The following is a 25,812-nucleotide window of genomic DNA, read 5'->3' as shown; positions in this document are numbered from 1 at the left end:
TAAAATGAATGCTGATAATGTTCTTGATTATCAACAAGAAAATAATAAACAAAACAAAAAAACAAATTCTTTATTAAAATCTTGATCTGCTCCCGTGTTAGAGGATAATAAAATTTTAGAAGTAAGAAATTTACATGTTAGTTTTCCAGCCGGAAGAAAAAAAACAATTCATATTGTTAGAGGTGTAGATTTAGATGCCTATAAAGGGCAAATAATAGGCCTTGTTGGTGAATCCGGTTCTGGTAAATCCATTACTTCAAAAACATTAATAAATGTTAATGAAAATGGTATTATTCATGCTGATAAAATGCAAATTGGTGATATTGAATTAACTAAAATAAAAAAAGAACGTCATTGACAACATATTAGAGGTTCTAAAATTGGTTATATTCCTCAAGATCCACTTACAAGTTTAAATCCAACTAGAACAATAGGTAATCAATTACTTGATGCATTGAATAATAATGTTCTTTGAAAAGACAGAACTTTCACTGAAAAAAAAGAATATTTAATTGACTTGCTAAAACATTTTGGCTTAAGAGAAGCTGAAAAAATCTTTATCTCATATCCTCACACTCTTTCAGGGGGAATGAAACAAAGAATTGTTATTACTATGGTAGTTGCATTAAAACCAGATTTAATTATTGCTGATGAACCAACTACTGCTCTTGATCCAACTGTACAAGCTAGTGTTTTAGCATTGTTTGAAGATATTCGTCAACAAATGGGAATTTCAATTATATTAATTAGTCATAATATTTCTGTAATTGCTAAGTTTTGTGATTATGTTTATGTTATGTATGCTGGCAGAATTGTTGAAAGAGGTACAAAAGAAGAAATATTTACTTCGCCAGCGCACCCTTATACTTGAGCTTTAATTAGCGCTATTCCTGAAAATAAAGATGAAAAACTTTATAACATTCATGGAACTCCACCAGATATGGCAAATTTACCAATTGGTGACCCTTTTGCTCCAAGAAATGAATATGCTTTAGAAATAGACTTTTTAAAAGAACCTCCTTTAATACCTATTACTAAAACTCATGCAGCAGCAACTTGACTTTTACATCCTGACTCACCAAAAATTACTTTATCAAAAGATTTAATAAAACGTTTAGACGCGTTTAAGAAAGCATTTAACAATGGAAAATAAAGATTTAAAAAATAGTAAAGTTATTCTTTCGATTGAAAACTTAAAAAAATATTTTATTAACCAAGGAAATGTTAATAAAGCAGTAGATGGTGTATCTTTTGATTTACATGAAGGTGAAATAGTAGGATTAATTGGTGAATCTGGTTCTGGTAAAACAACAGTCGGAAGAACAATACTAAGGTTATATGAAGATTTTAATGGTTTTATAAGACTAAACGGAAAAATTATTTCTGGTAAAAATATATCTTATAAAAGACGAAAATATTTGCGTAGAAATGTGCAAATGATTTTTCAAGATCCGCACGCATCTTTAAATGGTCAACAACCAATTTATAATATTTTAAAAGAACCGTTATTAGTTAATGGTGTTATAAAAGAAAAAATTAATGATATTTTTAAAGACTGAAAAGACGTAAAAGAAAATTTCAAATATACTTTTCAAATTAGAGTAATGCAACTCGAGCTTGAAAATTACAAGACTATTAATAAATTAGCTAAACCCCATTTTGAAAAATGACAAAAAATATTTAATGATTTTTCTTTTAAAAAAGAAATTTCTAATGAAGATAACTTTTCTGCTTTTTATGGTTATTTAGAAGAAAAGCAACAAGTAGAAAGTTTAATAATCAATAATATGTATTCAAATACAACTGATTTAATTAACTTTTACTATGAAAAGCAAAGAGATTTTAGAAATCATAATATTTCTCCGTTAGAAGATAAATATTTAAAAGCTAAATCAATATTATTAAAAACTTTAGAACTAGCTAAAATTTCTCCTGAAAAATATCAAGCTTTAGAAGAATATAGAAAAGTTGGTCAAGAATATGCAAAGTTTAAAGAAGAAATAAAAGAATTTTGCAATACTTCAGCTAATACTTTTATTAACTATATTCAAGAATATAAAAATGAATTAATGTTGTCAGATATTGCTAGATATTTAGCGACCGATCTTGATTTTTACTTATATAACTATAAAAATGTTATATTGTATAAATTTAGAAAAAATGTTTTGAAAAATATTAAATCACAATGCAAATATTTAGATTTTGAATCAATTAGACAGTTAGTAAAAGATCTAGATGAATATAGCAAGGAATTTTATACTACTAGATTAGAAAAAATCCCTTATCAAAGAAAAGTTAAAAAAATTATCTTAACTGAAACTCTAAGTAATTTCAATTTTGATGCTTCTAAATATATTAAATTGTCAAAACAACAACAAGATGAATATGCCCAAAAAATTAATGAATATAAAGCAAAATTAGAAGAAATTAAAAAAGAAATTTCTGAGGCAAAGAAGCCAGAAAATATTCAAGAAACTTATTTAGAAGCAAAACAAAAACTTCAAGAAGCAGAAGAACAATATATTGTCGAAAGAAGTAATTTTTTAATTTCGTATAAAGAAAAAATTAAAGAATTATATAAAGAACTTCAAGAAGAAAAATTTTTATATAAAAAACTTGTTGACATTCAAACAGAATGTAACAACAAATTTCAACTCCTAAAACCTCAATTTTTTGAATTTTTAGAATCACAAATTGTTGATGAAAAATCAAAAGAAGAAATTAAATCATTTATAAGTATTTACAAATCTGATTTATTCATTAAAGAAGAAACAATGAAGTCATTTGATATTGAAAAAAAATACTTATTAAAAGATATTAATAATATTTATTTATTGCTAGGAATTGATTATAAATGAGTAGAAAAAAATATTAAATTTGATTTAATGGCAAATGAAAATTCTGATGATAATACAATAACAAATAATAGAAAATGAAGCAAACGTACTAATCTTTATGATTTTTCATTTTTTAAACCTATTGCAAAATGGAGAATTGCTCAATTATTGTATAAAATCACAATTTATAAAGCTTTAGAAGATGTTGGTTTATTAAAACAATTTGCATATCGTTATCCACATGAATTTAGTGGTGGTCAACTACAAAGAATAGTTATTGCTAGAGCATTAATTATTGAACCAAAAGTAATAGTAGCTGATGAACCGATAGCTTCTTTGGATATTTCTATTCAAGCTCAAGTTGTAAATTTATTAAAAGAATTATGTCGTAAAAAAAATATTGGTCTTATTTTTATTGCCCATGACTTAAGCATGATTGAGTATGTTGCTGACAATGTTCAAATAATGCATTTAGGAAAAATAGTAGAACATGGTAAAACAGAAGCAATTTATGAAAAACCTTATCACCCATATACTATTAACTTATTTAAAGCAATTCCTAAGATTTCTAATGCTAATGAAAAATTCCAAAATGTTTCTTTTGAATTAGATTATTTAAATGAACAACAATTTCCAAATGTTCCCGAAATGTTTAAAATAAGTAATGAACATTATGTTTATGGCACAAAAACCCAAGTTGATGAATGAAAATCAAATGCCAATAAAAAAAATAATGGCGATAAAAACTAATAATATAAAATATAATACATACATGTTTATAAAATACATGTATGTGTTTTTTGTATAGGTGAAAAAATGTATAATGAAAAAAGAAGTTTTAGGCAATATTGAAAAGATAGTTGAAATTTATATTCAATTTTATATTTTTTTATATCAATAGCAATTTATCTAATGATTTTGTTTTTAACAAAATATATTGGTAAAAAAACATGAGTTGATTCTTTAACTGTTACTGTTTCATTTATATTTACTATTAATATGTTTATTTTAATTTTCAAATGAGGATTTGCCAAAGGAATTATTAATAAAGTAAAAGATTTTTTTAATGAAAGATCGATTCGTATGAAAGCAAAGAGAAACTTTTTGCCAAATATGAGTCAAAGTGAAAAAGATAGGTTAATTGCAAAAGAACGTAATGAAAAAATGCGAGAAGATATTAAAAAAGAGAAACTTTCTTCTAATAAAAATAGGACTAATTTAATTTATTATATATTTTTAATTATTTCATTAAGTATTGTATTATTTGCAATAGTACCATTAGTGGTAATAAAATAAAAAAAGGTGGAATATAAATGAAATATATTATTGGAAATTTAAAAATGAATTTGACTTATAAAGAAAGCCAAGAATATATTAAAAAATTGAAAAAAGCTATTAATAAGACAAGCTTATCAAATGTTACAATTGGTATAGCTTTTAGTCATGATGCAATGTCATTAATAAAATGACATAGAAATAGAAATTTTCTATTTGGAACTCAAAATATATTTCATTTATCAAAAGGAGCATATACCGGTGAAGTTTCAGTTCGTTCAGCATCAGAATTTCAATTAGATTTTGTTTTATTAGGTCATTCTGAAAGAAGAATAATGTTTAATGAAACTAATGAATTAATTAATCACAAAATGGAAGTTCTAGAGCAAACTAAAATTAGACCTATTCTTTGTGTTGGAGAAAATTTAGAAGAATTTAATGAAAATAAAACTGAAGAGGTTATTAAAAATCAACTTTCACTTTGCTTAAGAGGAATAAATAAATTGGGTGATTTAATAGTATCATATGAACCAATTTATGCTATTGGTAATGGTATGATTCCAGAATTATCACATATAAGAAAAATTGTTAAATTTATAAAAAACTTTACTCATCACAAAGTTCCTGTTTTATATGGTGGTAGTGTTTCTATAACTAACATTGAAGAACTTAATACTATAAATGAGCTTGATGGATATCTAGTTGGAGGAGCGGCCTTAGACCCTAAAAAATTTGTTTTATTAGCTAAAAAAATGGATAGTTAAAACTATTGTTACGGCTTATTCTTTTATTTTTTAAATAAAAATAATTATAATTCTATAATAGTATGAATAAAAATCTTCCTAATTTAGTAAGGCCCAAATCACTTGATGATTTTATTTGTAATGATGAACTTAAATTAATATTTGAAAATATTATAAAAAATGATGATTTTCATTCTTTTATTTTTTATGGTAAACCTGGAACAGGTAAGACCACTATTTCATTTATTTTAGCTGAAGGATTAAAAGCATCTTACGATTATTTTAATGCTGCAATTGATAATAAAGAAAATCTAACTAGAAAAATTAATTTAAACAAAATCCTTATTATCGATGAAATTCATCGCCTTAATAAAGATAAGCAAGATATTTTATTACCATATTTAGAAAATGATATGATAACCATTTATGCCACGACAACCGAAAACCCATATTTTAAATTAAATCCTGCCTTAAGATCAAGGTGTTTAATCATTGAAATTCAAAAACCTAGTACTGAAAATTTAGCTTTACAATTAAAGAAAATAAACAAACAATTTAATTTTAATTTAGATATTTCTGATGAAACTTATAATTTTTTAGCATTGCAATCAGGTGGAGATTTTAGAGCGGCAATTAATAATTTAGACTTACTCTCTATTTTGTCAAAAAACAAAAAAATCTCATTAGATAATGTTAAAAAAATTATTCCTCAAATCCAATTTAGTGCTGATAAAAATCAAGATTCACATTATGATTATTTAAGTGCTTTTCATAAATCATTGCGTGGTTCAGATCCTAATGCTAGTTTGTACTATGGTTTTATTATTGTTAAATCTGGCGATTTTGACGGTTTGTTTAGAAGAATGATATGTGTGGCATATGAAGATATAGGTTTGGCTAATCCTTTAATGGGTCCTAATATTCTTAATGCTATTGCTGCTTTTGAAAGAATTGGTATGCCAGAAGGATATTTACCAATTTCTTATGCAATTTTATCTTTAGCACTTAGTCCTAAATCTAATTCTTCATCATTAGCTGGTTCAAAATCATTAAATGTAATAAATTCGGGAAAAATATTTGAAGTACCCAATTTCTTACGTGACTCGCATTATAAATCTAGTGCAAAATTAAATCATGGAATAGGTTATAAATATCCACATGATTATGAAAATCATTACGTAAAACAAGATTATTTGCCTAAAGAATTAAAAAACGAAGAATTTTATAAAAATCAACTTCAAGGATATGAAGAAAAAATTAAACTTTATTGAAGCAAAATTAAGAATGGAGAATAAAATGAAATTTGATATTAATAAAATTAAAACTATAGAAGACTTAAAAAATATAAAAAATGAGTTTTCTAATTCTAAGGAATTACTAAATTTAATGGATGAATTAAAACATGCTTCAAAAGAAGATAAGGCAATTTTCGGTAAAAAAATCCAAATTTTAAAACAAGAAGCGGAAGATTTTTTTACTTTAGCAAAGCAAAAATTGGAAAATGATGAAATAGAAAAATCTTTAGCAAAAGAATATGTTGATTTTGCAGAACCTATTGGTTTTAATGGCTCTATTCATCCTATTGCTTTAGTTAGTCAAAGATTTAGAGAATGACTTAATTCTAATGGATATTTTGAACTTTCATATAGTGAAATCGAAGAAGATAAATACAATTTTGAAAGATTAAATATTCCCAAAGATCATCCGGCTAGAGATATGCAAGATTCACTTTATTTATCTTCCTCAATTTTATTAAGAACACATAACACTGGAATATCAGCAAGAGCACTTGAAAAATATAAAAATCACGCTTTTTCACAATTTGCAATAGGTAAAGTTTATCGTAACGATGAAGAAGATGCAACTCATACACATCAATTTACCCAATTAGATTTAATTAGTGTAGGAAATCACTCGTTTGCAACTTTGATTTATACTCTTGAAAAAATGCTCTCTTATGTTTTAGAAGAAGATGTTAAGATTAGATTAAGACCGTCATATTTCCCTTTTACAGAGCCAAGTGTTGAAGTTGATGTATTTTTTAAAAATAAGTGGGTTGAAATATTAGGTGCAGGAATGATTCATGAAAATGTTTTAAAATTAGCAGGTTATACTAATGATATGAATGGCATTGCTGCTGGTATTGGTATTGAGAGAATTGTTATGATTAAATATGGCATTGATGATATTCGCGAACTTTATTCAAACGATAAAAGATTTTTAAAACAATTTAATGAATTTTAAGGAGTCAACATGTTATTTTCATATAAAAAATTAATCGAACTTGCTAATTTAAAAAATGTTAACATTGATGAAGTAGTGAATGCTATTAACTCATTAGGCTTTGAAGTAGAAGATTATTGAAAATTTAGCGATGTTGAAGGATTAAAATTTGCTCATGTTTTAAAAACATATAAAAATCCTAATGCTGCTAGATTAACAGTTTGCGAATTAGAACTATACAATGATAAAAAAATTATTCAAACAACAGCTACGAATGTAAAGGAAAATGATTATTTAATGGCCTTTGTTCCAGGTTCTCGAAGTAAAAAAACTGTTTTTGGTCCAAAAACTTTACAAGGAATAATTTCAGAAGGTATGCTTGTAGGACTTCATGAAATAGGTTTCAACCCGCTTTTTATTCCTAAAGAATTTGATGATCAAATTTTTACTTTTAAAAAAGTTGATTTATCATTAGACCCAATTGAATATTTTGATTTAGATGATTTTATAATCGATGTTACCATTCTTTCTAATCGTGCTGATGCTCTTTGCTATTTAGTTATGGCAAATGAATTAACTAGCTATTTTCAAACAAAAACTTTTAAAATTAATGGTAATTTTTCATCCAATAAATCTAATTTTAAAATAGAAAAACTTCCTAAAGAAATATTAGGGGTAGGCTTAATTGAAACTAATAAAATAAAAGAAATTACTCTAAAAGAAAAAATGTTTTTGTGGAAAAATGAAATGAGAACTGACAACAATGTTTCTGCTATAAATAATTTAACATTTTTATATACGGGAGTTCTTCCATGAGTTTATGATAAAGATTTATTAAAATCTTCAAGTATTTCTTATGCATTTTCTTCAAATAACATTTTATTAAATAATCAAAAACTTCAATTGAATAACAACCTTGTAGCTATAAATAATAAAAATATAATTGCATTACAAAATGTAGATATTTGTGATGAATATAAAATAAGTCAAAAAACAAAATCTTACATCTTTTCTTTTGTTTTTATGGTTCCTTTTGAATCAAGAAAAAATATAAAATTAGCAAAAATAGAAAATTCTTTTTCACCTAAATTAAGTAAGGAATGTAGTCTTGGAAATATTAATTTAGCACTTGATTTTATTTCTAATTATTTAGGTAATGGAATTTTATTAAAAGACCCTTTATTAAAAGCCTTTCAACCTAATCAAATAAAAATTGATTATTCTTATATTGAAAAATATGCAGGTTTTGAAATTACTAAAACAAAAAAATTTACTCAAATTTTAGAACAATTAAAAATATTAGGATTTATTTTTTCTAATGATAAAAAAGTTGTTACTTGTCCATTTTATCGTTACGACTTAAAAACTAATCAAGATTTAGCAGAAGAAATTTTTAGATTATATGGATATGAAAATTTTGTTTCGAAAGAACCAAATGTTTTAAATTTTATTACTAGTAGTTCATTAGAACCAAAATATTTAAATGCTTTTAAAAATAAGGGTTATATTAACGTAAGAACATTCACTTTAATAAAACCAGAAAATAATATTTTTAATCCTTTTAATTTTAAAGAAAAAATTAATGCTATTATGGCTAAAAATTATGATCATTCAGAAATTAGAAACTCCTTTATTTATTCACTTTCTGAAGTAATGCTTAATAATAAAAAACAAGGAATGCCAATAGGATCATATTTTGAGATTGGTATGATTAATAATAAAAGTAATGTATTAGGTTTAGTATCAAATGAAAAACCATTTAATGAAATTAAAAGAGATATTATTTCATTAACAAATAAAACTTTAATATTCAAAAGAAATGATTCTTCAATTTTTCATCCTAATTTTAATGCTTCAATTTTTTGTGACGACAAATTAATTGGTTATTTAGCAAAAATTCATCCTCGTTATTTAAACGATAATGCGATTTATGGTGAAATATTTTTAGATGATATTGCTTCTAATAAAATAACTTATCATTCTTATAATCACTTACCATTAAAAACAAGAGATTTAACTATTAATGTAAAACCTTATGAATCAATTGAAAAAACAATAGCAAAAATTAACAACATTAGAGGTATTAATAGTATAAAAATTATTGATAAATATCATAAACCGGATGATTCTACAAATATTACTTTATCAATTACATTAGAAGAATGAGCAACAAAAAAATTCGATAAGGATTTTAATGAAAAATAAGACATTATCTGCCGTTGAATCATTTACAGGTGGACTTTTTTGCTCAACAATTGTTAATAAACCAGGCGCAAGCAGTTATTTTTTGGGTGGAATGATAACTTATAATTCTAATATTAAAGCAAAATTAGGAATAGATATTTCTAATGGAGTTATTAACAATGAAGTAGCAAAACAAATGGCAATTAAAGGAAGAGAATTTTTCAATAGTGATTTTTGCGTTTCATTTACTGGAAACGCAGGTCCTAATAGTATGGAAAATAAACCAGTTGGACTTATATATATTGCCATTAATGAAGAAGTTTGAGAATTAAACTTAAAAGGCACAAGAAATAAAATAAGAGCATTAGCAGTAAAATTTGCTTTAAAAAAATTACGGGAAAAGGGCTTGCAGTGCTAACACTTTTCTCAATTTTTTCTCATTTTTAAAATATTTTTGATTAATTAAAATACATTTAAGGTGTGAGGAGAATATGAAAAAAGAAATTAATGAAAATAAATTATTAGAAGAAACGTTGAAAGAAATAGAAAGAAAATTTGGTAAAGAATCAATAATGATTCTTGGAGATAAGCCAGAAATAATTCCAGAAGTTTTTTCCACAGGGTCATTAGCAATTAATAAATCTTTAGGAATTTATGGTTGACCAAAAGGAAGAATAATTGAAGTATTTGGTCCTGAAAGTAGTGGAAAAACTACTATTGCCTTACATGCAATTGCTGAAATTCAAAAAAAAGGCGGTATTGCAGCTTTTATTGATGCTGAGCATTCTATTGATCCTAATTATGCAAAAAATGTAGGGGTTGATATTGATAATTTAATTTTATCTCAACCCGATTCAGGTGAGCAAGCATTAGAAATTGTTGATAGTTTAGCTAAAACTGGAGCTATTGATTTAATTGTTGTGGATTCTGTCGCCGCTTTAGTTCCTGAAGCTGAATTAAATGGTGAAATGAGAGATCAAGTGATTGGGGCACAAGCTAGGTTAATGTCAAAAGCATTAAGAAAAATAACCGCATCTTTATCAAAAAATAAAACAACAATAATTTTTATTAACCAAATAAGAGAAAAAATTGGTGTTATATTTGGCAACCCAGAAACGACTCCGGGAGGCAAAGCTCTTAAATTTTATTCATCAATTAGATTAGAAGTAAGAAAAATACAAAATTTAACTAACAATGGTGATGTACTTGGAAACCAGGTTAAAATAAAAGTTGTTAAAAATAAATTGGCCGCACCTTATAAAACTGCAAAAATAGAAATAATTTTTTCTAAAGGAATTTCAAAAATCGCTGAAATTATTGATTTTGCAGAAGAATTTGGGATTTTAAATAAAAAAGGTTCTTGATATAGTTTTGAAAATGAAAATATAGCTCAAGGAATTACCAATTTACAACTAATATTAGAAAATAATGTTGAGTTATATAGAAAAATTGAAAATTTAGTTATGGAAAAATTAGTTAAAAACTAATTAAGCACCAAATTACACTTTAAAAATGATATTATATAAAGATTATGAATGATAAAGATATAAAAATATTGTTTTTAGGTGATATTTTTGGTTTGCCAGGAATAAGATTTATTGAAAAGAAATTGCCAGCAATTAAAAAAGAATATCAAATTGATTTTGTTATTGCTCAAGCAGAAAATGTTTCAGGAAGAAAAGGATTGGAACCAAAAGATTATTTAAGACTTAAAAGAGCAGGAATAGATGCCTTTACATTAGGTAATCATGTTTGAGCGAAAGACAAAATTAAAGAAATTATTGATAATAATGATTTAATTAGACCAGCAAATATTAAAGAAAAATATCCGGGAAAAGGAATTAGGATATTTGAAGTTTTAGGCAAAAAAATTGCTGTTATGTCATTTATGGGAATAACTTTTAATCCACTTTTAAGTCCGTGAGAAGAAGAAGTTGCTGATAATTTCTTTGATGAATTTGATAAACTTTATGAGCAAAATAAAGCTGATTATTATATTATTGATTTTCATGCAGAAACAACAGCAGAAAAAAACGTATTTTCGTTATATACTGATGGAAAAGTATCTGCTTTTTTTGGAACTCATACTCATGTGCAAACAAATGATGCTAGAATTTTACCTCACGGAACTTATTATGTTACTGATGCGGGAATGTGTGGACCCACAAATTGTGCTATTGGTTCTAACTTCGATGAAGTTTATCAAAAAATGAGATATGGTGCCTTTTTACCATTTCAAGTTTCTAAAAATCCATGTCAACTTAATGGAGTAATTTTCGTTTTAACTAAAAATAATGAAAACAAAAAAATTCAATTATTAAATATAATGGAGAAATAAAATGGAAATTAAGTCAAATAATGAACCTGAAAATAAACAAGAAAATAAATTAATTTTTCAATTAAAGCAATATGAAAAACGAAAAACAATAATTAATTATATTTATCAATCAGAACTAGAAGGCAATAGCAAAATAAATGTTACTGAAATTTTTAGGAATAATGATTTAAATAAACATACTTTAAAAATTCTTACAATTATTGAAGAAAAATATGATTTTTTGAAAAAAATTATATGTTCAACATTTAATGAGGATTGAACATGAGAAAGAGTTTTACCCTTACTAAGAGCAATTTTAATTTATGGATCATTTGAACTTATTTTTAACAAAAAAGAAGTTGTAATTAACGAACTTGTTAATATTACTAAAATTTTTATGCCCGGTGATTACTATAAATTTGTCAATAAATCACTTGATTTGATTTCAAAAATAATAGAGAAAAAATAATAATGAAAAAAATAATAGATATTCTAATAGAAAAATTTAAATTAGAAAATAATGTTGCTGAATCATTAATACGAGCAGGAGATGTATTAGTTAATGATGAAAAAATCATTTTACCTTCTTTAAAATTTGATGAAAAAAACATAAATATTAAGTTATTGAATAAAAAACAATATGTTTCTCGTGGAGCATTTAAATTAATAGCAGCATTAAAAGAATTTAAAATAAATTTGCAGAATTTTATATGTTTAGACATTGGAAGTTCTACTGGTGGATTTGTTCAAGTATTATTAGAAAATGGTGCTAACAAAGTTTATGCAGTTGATGTTGGTACAAATCAATTGGATTATAAATTAAGAATTAATGAAAAAGTTGTAGTTTATGAAAAAACCAATTTAAAAAATTTAAATATTGATTTTTTTAATGAACCTCTTGATTTAATAACTTGTGATGTTTCTTTTATTAGCTTAAAACATGTATTTGCTGTTTCGCAACATTTATTAGAATCAAAAAAGAAAATTATTACTTTAATAAAGCCTCAATTTGAAGCAATTAGTAAATATGTTTCAAAAGGAGGGTTTGTAGATGAAATACATCATAAATATATAATAGAAAAAGTAATTTCATATGCAAAAAAATGCAATTTTAATTTATTAAAAATTTCAAAAAGCCCCATTTTAGGTGGTGTTTCAAAAAATATTGAATATTTAGCTTTATTTGAAAGGAAATAAAAATGAATTATAAGAAAATGTTTCCGATGTTTAAAAATAATAAAGGAATTGTTTATTTAGATAACTCTGCCTTAACTTTTAAACCATATGAAGTAATTGAAGAAGGTAATAATTTTTATGAAAAATATTCAATATCTACTAGAACATCTGATTCTATTTTAGGAATTGAAGTGGCTAAAAAAATAATTGATTCTAGAAAAATAATAGGAAATTTTATTGATGCAAAATTAAATGAAACATTATTTACTAGTGGAACGACAGAAAGTTTAAATTTAGCTATATCAATGCTTAGCAAAATAATTTATGATGGTGAAATTATATTAACTTATTTTAATCATAATTCTAATATAATTCCCTTTTTTGAACAATTTAAAAATAATAATTGTAAGTTTATTTTTGCATTGGACACAAATGACATTATAAGTAAAATAACAAATAAAACTAAAATAATTTCACTCTCTCAAATAACTAACAATTTTAATATTAATTTTGATTTAAAAAAAATTTATGAAATAGCTTCTAAGAAAAATATCATTTTGATAAATGATGCTGCTCAAGCAATATCACATGAAAAGGTAACTTTAAAAAACAGTGACATTATAGCATTTTCATCTAATAAAATTTTTGGTCCAACTGGAATGGGAATTTTAGCAATCAAAGAAAACTTGTTAGAGAAATTATCACCTCAAAAATGAGGTGGTGGTCAAGTAATTAATGTAAAAGGTTGCAATTGAACTAGCAAAAATGATATACAAAAATTTGAACCAGGTACTCTAAATTTCGCTGGTATTTTTCAATTTAAAAAAGCTATAGAATTTATTTCAAATATTGGTTATGAAACAATAAACAAAATTGAAATGGAATTGGCAAATTATGCTTATGAAAAATTAATAAAAGTAAAAGACCTTCAGCTAGCTTCTAAAAAAGGCGATAAAATTATCATGTTTAATATTAAAAACATTTCTTCTCAAGATGTTGCTTCATATTTAGGGCATAATAATATTTATGTCCGCTCTGGTGTTTTTTGTGCACATTCATTTACTAATTTAAAGGGATATGATAAAAGTTATGTAAGACTTTCGTTATCGTTTTATAATACAAAAACAGATATTAATAAATTAGTAAAATATTTAAAGAAAGGTGAATATTTTGACTTTTTATAACAATAAAGAAAAGCAAGAAATAATATTTTCTGCTTACAATAAACCTAAATATAAAACAAATAATATTGTTATAAATGACAATACTATTTTTGAACATTCTAATGTATGTGTTGATGATTTAAAACTAAATTTAATTTGAAAAGATGATATTTTAGTTAATGTTGAATATGAAATTTCTGGATGTGCAATTTTTAGCGCAAGTGTTGATTTGATGATTGATTTAATAATTAATAAATCTAAAAAATCTATCAAAAAAATTATTGATTTATATTTTTTTATGATAAATGGAAAAAAATTAAATGATGAAGAAATTATTTTATTAGAAAAATTAATGGTTTTTGAGAATGTAAAAGTTCATTATAATAGGTTAGAATGTGCATCGATAATTCATCGGGCACTATTGAAAGTTTTAAATGACAAATAAAATAATATTTCATATTGACATGGATTCTTTTTTTGTTAGTTGTGAAAGACTAATGAATCCAAAATTAAAAAATAAACCATTAGCAATCGCTAAACCTCATAAAAGAAGTATTGCTTCTTCTATTTCTTATGAATTAAAAAAGCTAGGTTTTAAACCTGGAGATTCCTTTGCAATAATTAAAAAACAAGTACCGGAAATAGTCTTTGTAAAACCACATTATGAACTTTATACTCATTTTGCTCACAAAGTATTTAATTATTTAGCAAAAAACTATACAGAAAATATTGAAATTTATTCTATTGATGAATGTTATATAGATATGACTTCTTTCATGGAAACATATCATTCATCTCCTATTGTTCTTGCTCATGAAATTCAAGAAAAAATTCTTAAAAATATTGGTTTACCTTGTTCAATAGGGATTTCTTATACTAAATTTTTAGCAAAAATGTCAACAAATATGGCTAAACCTTATGGAATTTTAGAAACTAAAAAAGATCAAATAAAAGATCGTTTTTTTGATTTAAAGATTGATGATGTTTTTGGAATAGGAAAAAGTACGGCATTTAAGTTACATAATATTGGAATATATAAATACAAAGATTTGTTACAATACAAAAACTTTTATGCATTAAATCAAATATTTGGAAAAAATTACAATGATATGATTTCTCAAATGAATGGGGAAATAGAAAATGATATTGTAGTTGAACAAGAATTATCTAAAGGAATAAGCAATACAGTTACTTTTATGGAAAATGATTATAGTGACAAGAGTATTATTTATGAATATTTGTATAAAATTGTTGAAAATATATCATCAAGAGCTCAATTGCACAATGTTGAATCATCAAATATAGCAATATTAATAAGAAAATCAAATAAAAATTGAATTTCTAAACAAAAAAAATTAGCAATACCAACCAACGATTTTGATTTAATTCTTAAAATTTCAAAAAAATTATTTGATGAATTATGAGATGAGCAAATGATTAGAGGAATAGGTGTTAGAGTTACTGACTTGAATTCTATATTTTTAAAAAAATGCGAATTTGATTTATTTAATGACTTTAATGACAATAAAATAAAAAGATTAATTTTTACCTTAAATCAAGAATTTGGAAGTAATGTTTTAAAAACCATGAAACAATTAGAAATGGAACAAAAAGCAAAAACAAAAAATATGAAATTTTTACGTGAAGATAATTGAATTGAAGGAACAAAGATTAAAATATAAAGAGGTAAATATGAAAATAGCAATTTTTGGAGGTAGTTTTAATCCAATTCATAAGGGACATATATTAATTGCAAAAGAGGCTATACAAAAATTAAATTTAGATAAACTATTTTTTGTCCCCGCTTATAAAAGCCCTTTCAAAAAAAATGTAAATTATGTTTCTGAAGTGCACCGAACTAACATGATTAATTTAGTTATGGAAGAAAAAATGTATTTGTCTACATTTGAATTAAATAAAAAAAATATTTCTTACACAATTGATACAGTTAAATATTTTTCACAAAAATTTCCTAATGATGAACTATATTTATTAATAGGTTCAGATAATGTTAATAACTTAAACAAGTGAAAACAAATTGATATTATTTCTAAACTAGCAAAAATAGTAATATTTGAGCGAGGAAATAAATATCAAAAAATTAATATAAAAAAATTTAATTGTTTAAAACTAAATAATTCAATTTATCCCTTTAGTTCAACTGATTATCGAAAAGGTAATTTGTTAATGGTAGAAAATATTGTTCAAGAATATATTGGCGCTAATTTTCTATATTTTGATGAAATTGCAAAAAATATGATGAGTATTGAAAGATATAAACATTTAAAATTTACTGCGGATTTTGCCTTAGAATTAGCCAAAAAATATAATTTTGATATTCAAAAAGCTTATCAAGCAGGATTCATGCATGACATTGCAAAAGAATGAGATGAAGAAAATTCTTATAATTTTTTAAAAAAATATGGATATTCAAAAGAAAATTTACCTTTTTATAAATTACACCAAACAGTTGGCTATTTCTATCTAAAAGATGTATATAAATATAAAAATGAAGATGTCTTAAATTCTATAAAAATCCACACATCTTTAAAATTAGATCAATTAAGTATTTTAGATAAAATACTATTTATTTCTGACAAAATTTGTCAGGGTAGAAAATGAGGAGGAATTCAGAAAGTAAGAGAGTTAGCATTTCAAAATTTAGATGAAGCTCTAAAAGTGGTTATTCAAAAATGTTGTATTGAATATAACAATAATTTAGGTAAAGAAATTACATCTGAACAATGAGAAATATATAATAAATTACTAAAATAGAATTATTGTGATAATATTTAAATGCTTTAATAGCAAAAGAAGATTCATTTCTCACCTTAGTGATATTTGCTGGGTTGCTACAATAAAGATTTTTTGTAGTTAGAGAAGTGGATTAATAAACCACTTTTTTATTTTTATATTTTAAGGAGAAAGTTATTCAAACACAAGACACAACAAAAGAAACTTTTGCAAATAGTCAAAATAAAAAACCTAAATCAGAACATATTGTAAATAATGCAATTCCATATAAAAAAGTTTTTGTATTGGGACCGACAGGCGAAAAAATAGGAGTATTAACTAAAGAAGAAGCTTTAGATAAGGCTGCTGAATATAATATGGATTTAGTTTTGATAGCTATTGAAAATAATAAGCCAATTGCTAGAATAATTGACTATGGAAAATTCAAATACGACAAAAAGAAAAAACAAAAAGAAATTAAAGAAAAACAATCTGTTACTATTAATCGTGAAATTAGATTGACACCTTTAATTGGTGATCACGATTTACAAACAAAAGCAAGAAAAGCGAGAGAATTTGTTTTAGAAGGTAATAGAGTAAAAGTTTCAGTTAAATTTAGAGGACGTGAACGTTCTAGAGTTGAATTAGGAAAAGAAATTCTTGATAAGTTTTTTTCATTAATAGAAGATGTTGCAAAAATTTCTAAAGAAGCAACTTTACAAAATGATCGTTTTTTAGATATGTATATTGAGAAAAACAAACGTAAAGTAGAAATGCAAAAAAATAACGATACTTCTGAATCTAAAGGAGATAACAATGCCGAAAATGAAGACTAAAAGCGGCTTGAAAAAAAGAGTTAAAATCACAGCTAATGGCAAAGTGAAACGTGGTAATGCATATCGTTCACACTTGGCACAAAATAAAACAACAAAACAAAAACGTCATTCTCGTAAATCTACAGAATTATCACATTCAGATTTTAAAAGATATAAGGAACTAATTTAGTTTAAGAAAGGACAATTATGCGTACAAGAGGCGGAATTGTAACTAGAAGAAGACGTAATAAATGACTAAAACTTGCTAAAGGTTATTGAGGACACAAATCAATTGGCTATAAAGTAGCTAAGCAAGCTGTTGTTAAATCATGAACATATGCATTTAGAGATCGTAAACAAGTAAAACGTGAATTTAGAAGATTATGAATAGCAAGAATTAATGCAGCTGTTAGACCACTAGGTTTAACATATTCAAGACTTATTGAAGGATTGAAAGCTGCTAACATTCAAATTAATAGAAAAATGCTTTCAGAATTAGCAATTAATTATTCAACAGCATTTACTAAAATAGTTGAAAAAGCTCAAAAAGCTTTATCAGCAAAATAATTAAATTAATAATTAGAATACTTTAAGCGAGTATTCTTTTTATTTATATATAATAGTAATGTAATATTAATGATTCATAAAAATATATGGCAAAAAAAGTAGTTTTAGGAATGAGCGGAGGAGTGGACTCCAGCGTTTGCGCATATTTATTAAAAAAAGACGGCTATGAAGTAGTCGGTCTTTTTATGCGTAATTGAGACTCATTTCTAAATAATGACATTTCAGGCAATGAAAATATTGATCAAAAAATTTGCCCTCAAGAGCAAGATTATTTAGATGCTAAATTAGTAGCAGATCAACTCGAAATACCTTTATATCGAATTGATTTTATTAAAGAATATTGAGATAATGTTTTTAGTTATTTAATAAAAGAATATGAAAAAGGAAGAACACCTAACCCTGATATTTTTTGTAATAAGTATATAAAATTTAATGCTTTTAGTAATTACGCATTTAATGAATTAAAAGCAGACTATATCGCAATGGGACATTATGCATATGCTAAAAATGGAGAACTTTTTAGAGGTAAAGATAAATTAAAAGACCAATCTTATTTTTTAGGTATGTTAAATAATAATCAACTTCAAAAAGTTTTGTTTCCGTTGGCAAAAATAACTAAAACTAAAGTAAGAAAAATTGCAAATAAATTAAAATTAGCTACTGCAAAAAAGAAAGATTCTACAGGAATTTGTTTTATTGGAGAAAGACAATTTACCAAATTTTTACAAAATTATATCCCTGCTATGCCTGGTAATATTATTGATATATCAACAAATAAGCAAGTTGGAAAACATATTGGCGCAATGTATTACACAATTGGTCAAAGAAAAGGTTTGAATTTAGGTGGCTTTGAAAAACCATATTTTGTAGTAGGTCATAATTTAAAAAATAAAGAATTGTATGTAGCAAATGATAATCATCTTGAATACTTACTTTCTGATAAATTAATAGCAAGCGATTTTAATAAAATAGCACATTTTTTTAATGAAAAAAAATTGACCGCTAAATTTAGATATCGTCAAAATGATATTCCAATAAAATTAAAACTTTTAGCCAACAATAATATAGAAGTTACATATCCAGATACTGAGGCAGTTACCCCGGGTCAAGCTATAGTAATTTATCAAGGAAAAAAAGTAGTTGGAGCAGCTATTATTGAAAAAATTTACTATCATAATAAACTTAAAACATATTTATAGATTTAGGAGAAATAAAATGATAACATCAAAACAAATTAGACAAATGTGGTTGGATTTTTTTAAATCAAAAGGTCATTTAGTAGTACCATCAAAATCATTAATTCCTGTTAATGATCCTTCTTTATTATGAATAAATTCTGGAGTTGCAACATTAAAAGATTATTTTAGTGGTAAAAAAATTCCTCCTTCGAAAAGAATTACTAACTCTCAAAAATCAATTAGAACCAATGATATTGAAAATGTAGGCGTTACAGCTAGACACCATACTTTTTTTGAAATGTTAGGTAATTTTTCTATAGGTGATTATTTTAAAAAAGAAGCAATTGAATTTGGTTATGAATTTATTTTTAATGTTCTAAAATTACCAAAGGAAAAAATTTATATCACTTATTTTGTAGAAGATATTGATACATATAATTATTGAATAAAAAATGGTGTTGATCCTTCTCATATGATTAAAGGCACTAGAGAAACTAATTTTTGAGATCTTGGACAAGGACCTTGTGGACCTGATACTGAAATTTTTTATGATCGTGGTATAAAGTATGACAGTCGTGGTATTGAACTTTTAATTAATGATATTGAAAATGATCGTTATATTGAAATATGAAATATAGTATTTTCACAATTTAATAATGATGGGGAAAATAATTACACTGAACTTGCAACAAAAAACATTGATACTGGTGCAGGTCTTGAAAGAATAACTTCAATTATGCAAGATGCTCCTACAAATTTTGATACAGATTTATTTTTACCAATTATTCATGAAGTAGAAAAATTAACAACATTTAAATATGATATTAATAACTATTTTATTAAAGATTCTACTCAAGAAAAAATTAACACTTACTTTAAAATAATTGCTGATCATATTAGAGCTAGTGTTAATGCCATAAATGATGGAGTTACTCCTTCTAATATTGGAAGAGGATATATTATTAGAAGATTGATAAGAAGATCATATCGCGCAGGAATTTCATTAGGAATTAAAGAACAATCATTTTTATATTCATTAGTGAAAATAGTAAAAGACTCATTAATTTATGATATTGATATTAAAAAAGTAAGTAATGTAATAAAAAATGAAGAAAATTTATTTGCAAAAACAATAAAAGAAGGTGAAAAACTTTTAGAGCACGAAATATCTAAAAATGGCAATATTACAATGGAAATTGCTTTTAAAATGTTTGGCACTTATGGATTTCCTATTGAATTAACAAATGAAATTCTACAAGAAAAGGGAATTAAATTAGATCTTGCAGAATTTGATAAATATTTAAAAATTCATCAAGAAAAATCTAAAAAAACTGACGAAATTGGTATGGATAAAGTTATCAATTCTCTTGCAGTAGTTCCTGATTATGTTAGTGAATTCATTGGATATGATTATTTAAAAAGTAAATCTAAAATTTTATATTTATTATCCGAAGAAAAACAACTTAAAAAAGTAACAAATAAAAATGATATTTCTTATTTAATTTTAGATAAAACTCCATTTTATGCAACTAGTGGAGGCCAAAATCACGATTATGGCTATATGATGCAAAATGGCAATAAAATCGAAGTTTTGGATATTTTTAAAGATAAATATTGAAATCATGTCCATAAAGTAAGAGGAGTTATTGATTCTTCTTTACCAATTGAATGTTTTGTTGATAAAGAAAAAAGATTAGGATTTGCAAGAGGACATTCATCAACTCACTTAATGTATCATGCCCTAAGAGAAACATATCCTAATGAAATTATTGAACAACTAGGTTCTAATATTTCGTATGACCATTTTACTTTTGACTTTGGACTAGATCATAAACCAACAAAAATAGAATGCCAAAACATTGAAAAAATAATGCGTTCTTATATAAAAATGCATGCTAAAAGAAATTATATTGTTACTTCAATAAAACAAGCACAAGACATGGGAGCTTGAATGACTATTGAAGAAAGTGAATATCATGATGCAAATAAAGTAAGAGTTGTTGAGTTTGAAAATATTACAAAAGATCTATGTGGTGGAACTCATATTGAAAATAGTGGTTTAATAGAAGATTTTAAAATTACTTCAGTAGATTCTAAAGGAACAAATGTTTATCGTTTAAGAGTCATCACTTCTAAAGAAAGTGTAAAAAAATATTTATTAAACCAAATAAAAGAAAAACAAACTTTATTAAAAACTTTAATTAAAAATAATCAAAACTTTAAATCAAATTATTCTAAAGATTATCCAAAAGAATTGCCAAATGATAATTTATTGTTAGAAGAACTACTAAAAAAATATGATGATATTGAAGTTGATATTAGAAATGATTATAAAAATTTATTAAAAGCTAAACAAAATGAGGATATTGATCTTTCTACTTATAAATCAATTTTAATAAATAATATTGATACTTATATTATTGAAAATAGTGATCCAATTTTACTAAAAAAAGCAGTTGTTCAATTACGCGAAAAAAATCCTCTTGCATTAATTATTGGAATTTCTAACTTGCAAAATAACAATTATTTTATTATGTTGGCATCAAAAAAATATGATTCGACAATTTATTTTAAAAAGATGCAAGAAATATTTGACACTAAAGGTGGCGGTAATAAAATAGTGTCTCAAGGTTCTTTAATATCACAATTAACTACAAGTGATTTAATTGCAAAAATTCAAAAGGAAGTTTTAAATGCGTAAACTATGCTTAGATTTAGGCACAAAAACATGTGGTTTTGCAATTAGTGATTCTTTAGGAATAATAGCTACAGGATTAGAAAACTATTATTTTCCGGAAAACAAGTTTAATTTTGTTATTGAAAAAGTAAAAGATTATTTATTTAATAGTGAATATAAAAACCAAATTGATACTATTGTTTTAGGCTATCCAGTTAGAATGGATCTTTCAAAAAGCGCTAGAACAATTATTATTGAACAATTTTATGACAAATTAACAAAAGAAATTACTTTGCCTATAGTTTACCAAGACGAAAGACAAACAACAAAAAATGCTGAAGAAATTTTAATTCAAGCGGGATTTAGTAGAAAAAGAAGAAAAACCAAAAAAGATTCATTAGCAGCACAACTAATTTTAGAAGATTTTTTAAGGAGACAATAATGCAAAGAAATAAAATTGAATTATTTACTAAAGAGAGAGAAATTATTGTTGAAGTTGACAACAAAAAACAAGTAATGTATGTAATTTTTACTTTTGAAGAAAATGGTGATCATTATTTTCTTTTGACTGATGAAAATGAATTATATATTGCTAAGGAAACTAGTGAAAATCAATTGATTATTATAAATGATGATGATGAAATTGATATTGTAACTGATGTTGTTTACCAATTTAATAGTGAAAATCTCGTTTTAGATAAAGAAGGAAATGACTTTCTAGCAAAATTCATTGTTAATAATGATGGAGTTGAAAATGAATAATTCAATTTTATCTAATAGCACAAAACTTATTTTAGGAATTTCAGGAATAGTTGCTTTTTTTATTGCGGTTATAGGTTTAATTATTACTTTAGTTTATCGAAAAAAAATAATTAATAAATATGTAAATCATGATGAAGCAATTGAACTAGAAAAATTAAAAATTAAAAATCCTAATTATGGTATTGTACTAACAGGACTTAAAAAGCATTATAAAAATGTGGATATAGCAGATTTTTTTGTCGCATTTTTGGTTAATAGTATTTACTTAAATGATTATCATTCAATTTATATAGAGAGTAATTCTGATTATTTAGCACTTTCATTAGCTAATTTATCAATGCAACTAGTAGACTATAAAAAAAATCTTAACTTTGAATCAAATATAAACATTTTAAAAGATGCTATCAATACTTCTCTAATTAATGAGGTAAGTCAAATAGATAAAGCCTATGATATGATGATTTTTTTAAATGATTTTACAAATCTTGAAAACAAAATTACAAATTCTTTACCTTATTTAAATAATAAAGGAATGATAATTATTGAATTCGATACTATTAAAACAATTAAAAATTTAAAATCTTTTTTTTCTACCAATAAACTAAAGTATGAAACTATAAAATTTGATCATAAAAATGTTATACTTTTAGCCAAAGATATTAAAGAAGAACTTGCAATAGAAAATAAGGAGTAATTATGGCACAAGAAAAGGATAAAATTTATTTAACTCTAGAGAGTTTAAAACAATATGAAGAAAAATTAAAATATTTGCAAGAGGTAAGTCGTCCTCAAGTAATTGAAGAAATTAAGGAAGCTAGAAATCAAGGTGACTTATCAGAAAATGCCGAATATGATGCCGCTAGAGATAAACAAGCAGCTATTGAAAATGAAATTTTAGAAATTCAACATATTTTAGACAACTGTGAAGTTATTAATAGTGATGTAACTACCAATATTGTAAAAATTGGATCAAATGTAAAACTAATTAATTTAACATCAGAAAAAATTGTTGAAGTTCAAATAGTTGGAGCTTTAGATGCCGACCCTTTTAATAATAAAATATCTAATACATCACCTTTAGCTAAAGCTATATTAGGAAAAAACAAAAATGATACTATTGAAGTTGAAGCACCTAAAAAATATAGAATTAGAATTTTATCAATTAATTAGCAATTAAACATCTCCGGTCTTGGAGATTTTTTAATATTTACAAAAAAATAAAAATTTTGTGAAATATTTCTTGATTATGTTGTAAAATACCTAATAGTCTTTTGTAATTAACGCAAATAGACTAAAATTTTAGGAAATTTTGTTCAAAAAAATTGAATAATAAAAAAATAAAATTTTTTGTAAAAAGCATTAAAAATAATGTAAAATGTTAATTGCGCCTTTTGAACAAAGGAGCAAAAAGATAGTTCTTTGAAAACTGGATACGAATACCATAACGTCAATTTTTTAATTTTAATAACAAACCAAAAATCAAATTTTATAAGAGTTTGATCCTGGCTCAGGATGAACGCTGGCTGTGTGCCTAATACATGCATGTCGAGCGGAAGTAGCAATACTTTAGCGGCGAATGGGTGAGTAACACGTGCTTAATCTACCTTTTAGATTGGAATACCCAATGGAAACATTGGTTAATGCCGGATACGCATAGAATCGCATGATTCTGTTGTGAAAGAAGCGTTTGCTTCACTAAGAGATGAGGGTGCGGAACATTAGCTTGTTGGTGAGGTAATGGCCCACCAAGGCTATGATGTTTAGCCGGGTCGAGAGACTGAACGGCCACATTGGGACTGAGATACGGCCCAAACTCCTACGGGAGGCAGCAGTAGGGAATATTCCACAATGAGCGAAAGCTTGATGGAGCGACACAGCGTGCATGATGACGGTCTTCGGATTGTAAAGTGCTGTTATAAGGGAAGAACACTTAGTTGAGGAAATGCTTCTAAGCTGACGGTACCTTATTAGAAAGCGATGGCTAACTATGTGCCAGCAGCCGCGGTAATACATAGGTCGCAAGCGTTATCCGGAATTATTGGGCGTAAAGCGTTCGTAGGCTGTTTATTAAGTCTGAAGTCAAATCCCAGGGCTCAACCCTGGTTCGCTTTGGATACTGGTAAACTAGAGTTGGATAGAGGTAAGCGGAATTCCATGTGAAGCGGTGAAATGCGTAGATATATGGAAGAACACCAAAGGCGAAGGCAGCTTACTGGGTCTATACTGACGCTGAGGGACGAAAGCGTGGGGAGCAAACAGGATTAGATACCCTGGTAGTCCACGCCGTAAACGATGATCATTAGTCGGTGGAGAATCACTGACGCAGCTAACGCATTAAATGATCCGCCTGAGTAGTATGCTCGCAAGAGTGAAACTTAAAGGAATTGACGGGGACCCGCACAAGCGGTGGAGCATGTGGTTTAATTTGAAGATACACGGAGAACCTTACCCACTCTTGACATCCTTCGCAATACTATAGAGATATAGTGGAGGTTAACGGAGTGACAGATGGTGCATGGTTGTCGTCAGCTCGTGTCGTGAGATGTTTGGTCAAGTCCTGCAACGAGCGCAACCCCTATCTTTAGTTACTAACGAGTCATGTCGAGGACTCTAGAGATACTGCCTGGGTAACTGGGAGGAAGGTGGGGATGACGTCAAATCATCATGCCTCTTACGAGTGGGGCAACACACGTGCTACAATGGTCGGTACAAAGAGAAGCAATATGGCGACATGGAGCAAATCTCAAAAAGCCGATCTCAGTTCGGATTGAAGTCTGCAATTCGACTTCATGAAGTCGGAATCGCTAGTAATCGCAGATCAGCTATGCTGCGGTGAATACGTTCTCGGGTCTTGTACACACCGCCCGTCACACCATGGGAGCTGGTAATACCCAAAGTCGGTTTGCTAACCTCGGAGGCGACTGCCTAAGGTAGGACTGGTGACTGGGGTGAAGTCGTAACAAGGTATCCCTACGAGAACGTGGGGATGGATCACCTCCTTTCTACGGAGTACATTAGAAGTTTATATAACTTCTTGACTTAATTTATAGTTATGGAATAATATTTGTATCCAGTTTTGAGAGTTCTATCTCTCAATTTTGTTCTTTGAAAACTGAATATAGACATTGAAAAATTAAAATTAATATTTCAAAGTTTAGATCA

25 protein-coding genes and 1 rRNA gene are annotated in these 25,812 nt (G+C 26.0%); all 26 read left to right on the top strand.

All coding sequences use genetic code 4. The features are described from left to right. The first annotated feature begins 4 nt into the window (after positions 1-4). The 26 genes from ACLFP3_RS02780 (at position 5) to ACLFP3_RS02655 (ending at position 25,652) form a co-directional block, all read left to right on the top strand. Positions 5-1,153: an ABC transporter ATP-binding protein gene (locus tag ACLFP3_RS02780; protein WP_412031859.1), complete on the top strand. Its 1,149-nt coding sequence runs from the start codon at positions 5-7 to the stop codon at positions 1,151-1,153. After that, positions 1,143-3,587 (top strand): ATP-binding cassette domain-containing protein, encoded by a 2,445-nt coding sequence (locus ACLFP3_RS02775; RefSeq protein ID WP_412031436.1) that lies wholly within the window; start codon positions 1,143-1,145, stop codon positions 3,585-3,587. Before ACLFP3_RS02780 ends, ACLFP3_RS02775 begins: the two co-directional genes overlap by 11 nt. Before the next feature lie 66 nt (positions 3,588-3,653). Next, on the top strand, positions 3,654-4,133 hold the full coding sequence (locus ACLFP3_RS02770; RefSeq protein WP_412031435.1) for a hypothetical protein: 480 nt from the start codon (positions 3,654-3,656) through the stop codon (positions 4,131-4,133). 17 nt (positions 4,134-4,150) lie between these two features. Continuing rightward, entirely contained in the window at positions 4,151-4,876 is a 726-nt protein-coding gene (locus ACLFP3_RS02765) for a triose-phosphate isomerase (RefSeq protein ID WP_412031434.1), read from the top strand. Positions 4,877-4,938: 62 nt separating this feature from the next. Then, entirely contained in the window at positions 4,939-6,150 is a 1,212-nt protein-coding gene (locus ACLFP3_RS02760) for a replication-associated recombination protein A (RefSeq protein WP_412031433.1), read from the top strand. Between the two features lies 1 nt (position 6,151). Continuing rightward, positions 6,152-7,099 carry a phenylalanine--tRNA ligase subunit alpha gene (pheS, locus tag ACLFP3_RS02755; RefSeq protein ID WP_412031432.1) on the top strand — a complete coding sequence of 316 codons (948 nt, stop codon included), beginning with the start codon at positions 6,152-6,154 and terminating at the stop codon, positions 7,097-7,099. A 9-nt stretch (positions 7,100-7,108) separates the two neighbouring features. After that, entirely contained in the window at positions 7,109-9,283 is a 2,175-nt protein-coding gene (locus ACLFP3_RS02750; RefSeq protein ID WP_412031431.1) for a phenylalanine--tRNA ligase subunit beta, read from the top strand. Then, the gene (locus tag ACLFP3_RS02745; protein WP_412031430.1) at positions 9,273-9,680 is read left to right on the top strand and encodes a CinA family protein; all 408 of its coding nucleotides are present in this window, start codon (positions 9,273-9,275) and stop codon (positions 9,678-9,680) included. Before ACLFP3_RS02750 ends, ACLFP3_RS02745 begins: the two co-directional genes overlap by 11 nt. A 73-nt stretch (positions 9,681-9,753) precedes the next feature. Next, positions 9,754-10,749, top strand: a complete 996-nt coding sequence (recA, locus tag ACLFP3_RS02740) for a recombinase RecA (protein WP_412031429.1) — start codon at positions 9,754-9,756, stop codon at positions 10,747-10,749. 44 nt (positions 10,750-10,793) lie between these two features. Then, complete coding sequence (locus tag ACLFP3_RS02735; protein WP_412031428.1) at positions 10,794-11,600, top strand: TIGR00282 family metallophosphoesterase; 807 nt, start codon at positions 10,794-10,796, stop codon at positions 11,598-11,600. A gap of 1 nt (position 11,601) precedes the next feature. Then, positions 11,602-12,048 (top strand): transcription antitermination factor NusB, encoded by a 447-nt coding sequence (locus tag ACLFP3_RS02730; RefSeq protein WP_412031427.1) that lies wholly within the window; start codon positions 11,602-11,604, stop codon positions 12,046-12,048. A gap of 2 nt (positions 12,049-12,050) precedes the next feature. Continuing rightward, complete coding sequence (locus tag ACLFP3_RS02725) at positions 12,051-12,776, top strand: TlyA family RNA methyltransferase (RefSeq protein WP_412031426.1); 726 nt, start codon at positions 12,051-12,053, stop codon at positions 12,774-12,776. A 2-nt stretch (positions 12,777-12,778) separates the two neighbouring features. Continuing rightward, positions 12,779-13,939, top strand: coding sequence for an aminotransferase class V-fold PLP-dependent enzyme (locus ACLFP3_RS02720; RefSeq protein ID WP_412031425.1), 1,161 nt, complete (start codon positions 12,779-12,781; stop codon positions 13,937-13,939). Beyond that, complete coding sequence (locus tag ACLFP3_RS02715; RefSeq protein ID WP_412031424.1) at positions 13,917-14,363, top strand: iron-sulfur cluster assembly scaffold protein; 447 nt, start codon at positions 13,917-13,919, stop codon at positions 14,361-14,363. The genes ACLFP3_RS02720 and ACLFP3_RS02715 overlap by 23 nt, the downstream gene beginning before the upstream one ends. Next, positions 14,353-15,600, top strand: a complete 1,248-nt coding sequence (locus ACLFP3_RS02710) for a Y-family DNA polymerase (RefSeq protein WP_412031423.1) — start codon at positions 14,353-14,355, stop codon at positions 15,598-15,600. The genes ACLFP3_RS02715 and ACLFP3_RS02710 overlap by 11 nt, the downstream gene beginning before the upstream one ends. A 10-nt stretch (positions 15,601-15,610) precedes the next feature. Further along, a complete protein-coding gene (locus ACLFP3_RS02705) occupies positions 15,611-16,693 on the top strand; it encodes a nicotinate-nucleotide adenylyltransferase (RefSeq protein ID WP_412031422.1) in 1,083 nt (360 codons plus the stop codon). Between the two features lie 224 nt (positions 16,694-16,917). After that, positions 16,918-17,487, top strand: a complete 570-nt coding sequence (gene infC / locus ACLFP3_RS02700) for a translation initiation factor IF-3 (RefSeq protein ID WP_412031858.1) — start codon at positions 16,918-16,920, stop codon at positions 17,485-17,487. Further along, positions 17,468-17,656 (top strand): 50S ribosomal protein L35, encoded by a 189-nt coding sequence (gene rpmI, locus ACLFP3_RS02695; protein ID WP_412031421.1) that lies wholly within the window; start codon positions 17,468-17,470, stop codon positions 17,654-17,656. The genes infC and rpmI overlap by 20 nt, the downstream gene beginning before the upstream one ends. A 14-nt stretch (positions 17,657-17,670) precedes the next feature. Beyond that, complete coding sequence (gene rplT, locus ACLFP3_RS02690) at positions 17,671-18,033, top strand: 50S ribosomal protein L20 (protein WP_412031857.1); 363 nt, start codon at positions 17,671-17,673, stop codon at positions 18,031-18,033. A gap of 86 nt (positions 18,034-18,119) precedes the next feature. Beyond that, a complete protein-coding gene (gene mnmA, locus ACLFP3_RS02685) occupies positions 18,120-19,232 on the top strand; it encodes a tRNA 2-thiouridine(34) synthase MnmA (RefSeq protein WP_412031420.1) in 1,113 nt (370 codons plus the stop codon). A gap of 16 nt (positions 19,233-19,248) precedes the next feature. Beyond that, on the top strand, positions 19,249-21,912 hold the full coding sequence (gene alaS, locus ACLFP3_RS02680) for an alanine--tRNA ligase (protein WP_412031419.1): 2,664 nt from the start codon (positions 19,249-19,251) through the stop codon (positions 21,910-21,912). Then, positions 21,905-22,330: a Holliday junction resolvase RuvX gene (ruvX, locus tag ACLFP3_RS02675; RefSeq protein ID WP_412031418.1), complete on the top strand. Its 426-nt coding sequence runs from the start codon at positions 21,905-21,907 to the stop codon at positions 22,328-22,330. Before alaS ends, ruvX begins: the two co-directional genes overlap by 8 nt. Further along, on the top strand, positions 22,330-22,650 hold the full coding sequence (locus tag ACLFP3_RS02670; RefSeq protein WP_412031417.1) for a DUF1292 domain-containing protein: 321 nt from the start codon (positions 22,330-22,332) through the stop codon (positions 22,648-22,650). Before ruvX ends, ACLFP3_RS02670 begins: the two co-directional genes overlap by 1 nt. Next, positions 22,643-23,344, top strand: a complete 702-nt coding sequence (locus ACLFP3_RS02665) for a BC85_0335 family putative methyltransferase (RefSeq protein ID WP_412031416.1) — start codon at positions 22,643-22,645, stop codon at positions 23,342-23,344. The genes ACLFP3_RS02670 and ACLFP3_RS02665 overlap by 8 nt, the downstream gene beginning before the upstream one ends. Before the next feature lie 2 nt (positions 23,345-23,346). Then, a complete protein-coding gene (gene greA / locus ACLFP3_RS02660; RefSeq protein ID WP_412031415.1) occupies positions 23,347-23,820 on the top strand; it encodes a transcription elongation factor GreA in 474 nt (157 codons plus the stop codon). Between the two features lie 314 nt (positions 23,821-24,134). Next, positions 24,135-25,652, top strand: a 16S ribosomal RNA gene (locus ACLFP3_RS02655). Positions 25,653-25,812: the final 160 nt, after the last annotated feature.

The sequence above is a fragment of the Metamycoplasma buccale genome (assembly GCF_046774455.1).
In the GTDB taxonomy this organism is placed as follows: Bacteria; Bacillota_I; Bacilli_A; order Mycoplasmatales; family Metamycoplasmataceae; genus Metamycoplasma; species Metamycoplasma buccale.
This window is presented reverse-complemented; position numbering and strand designations above follow the sequence as displayed.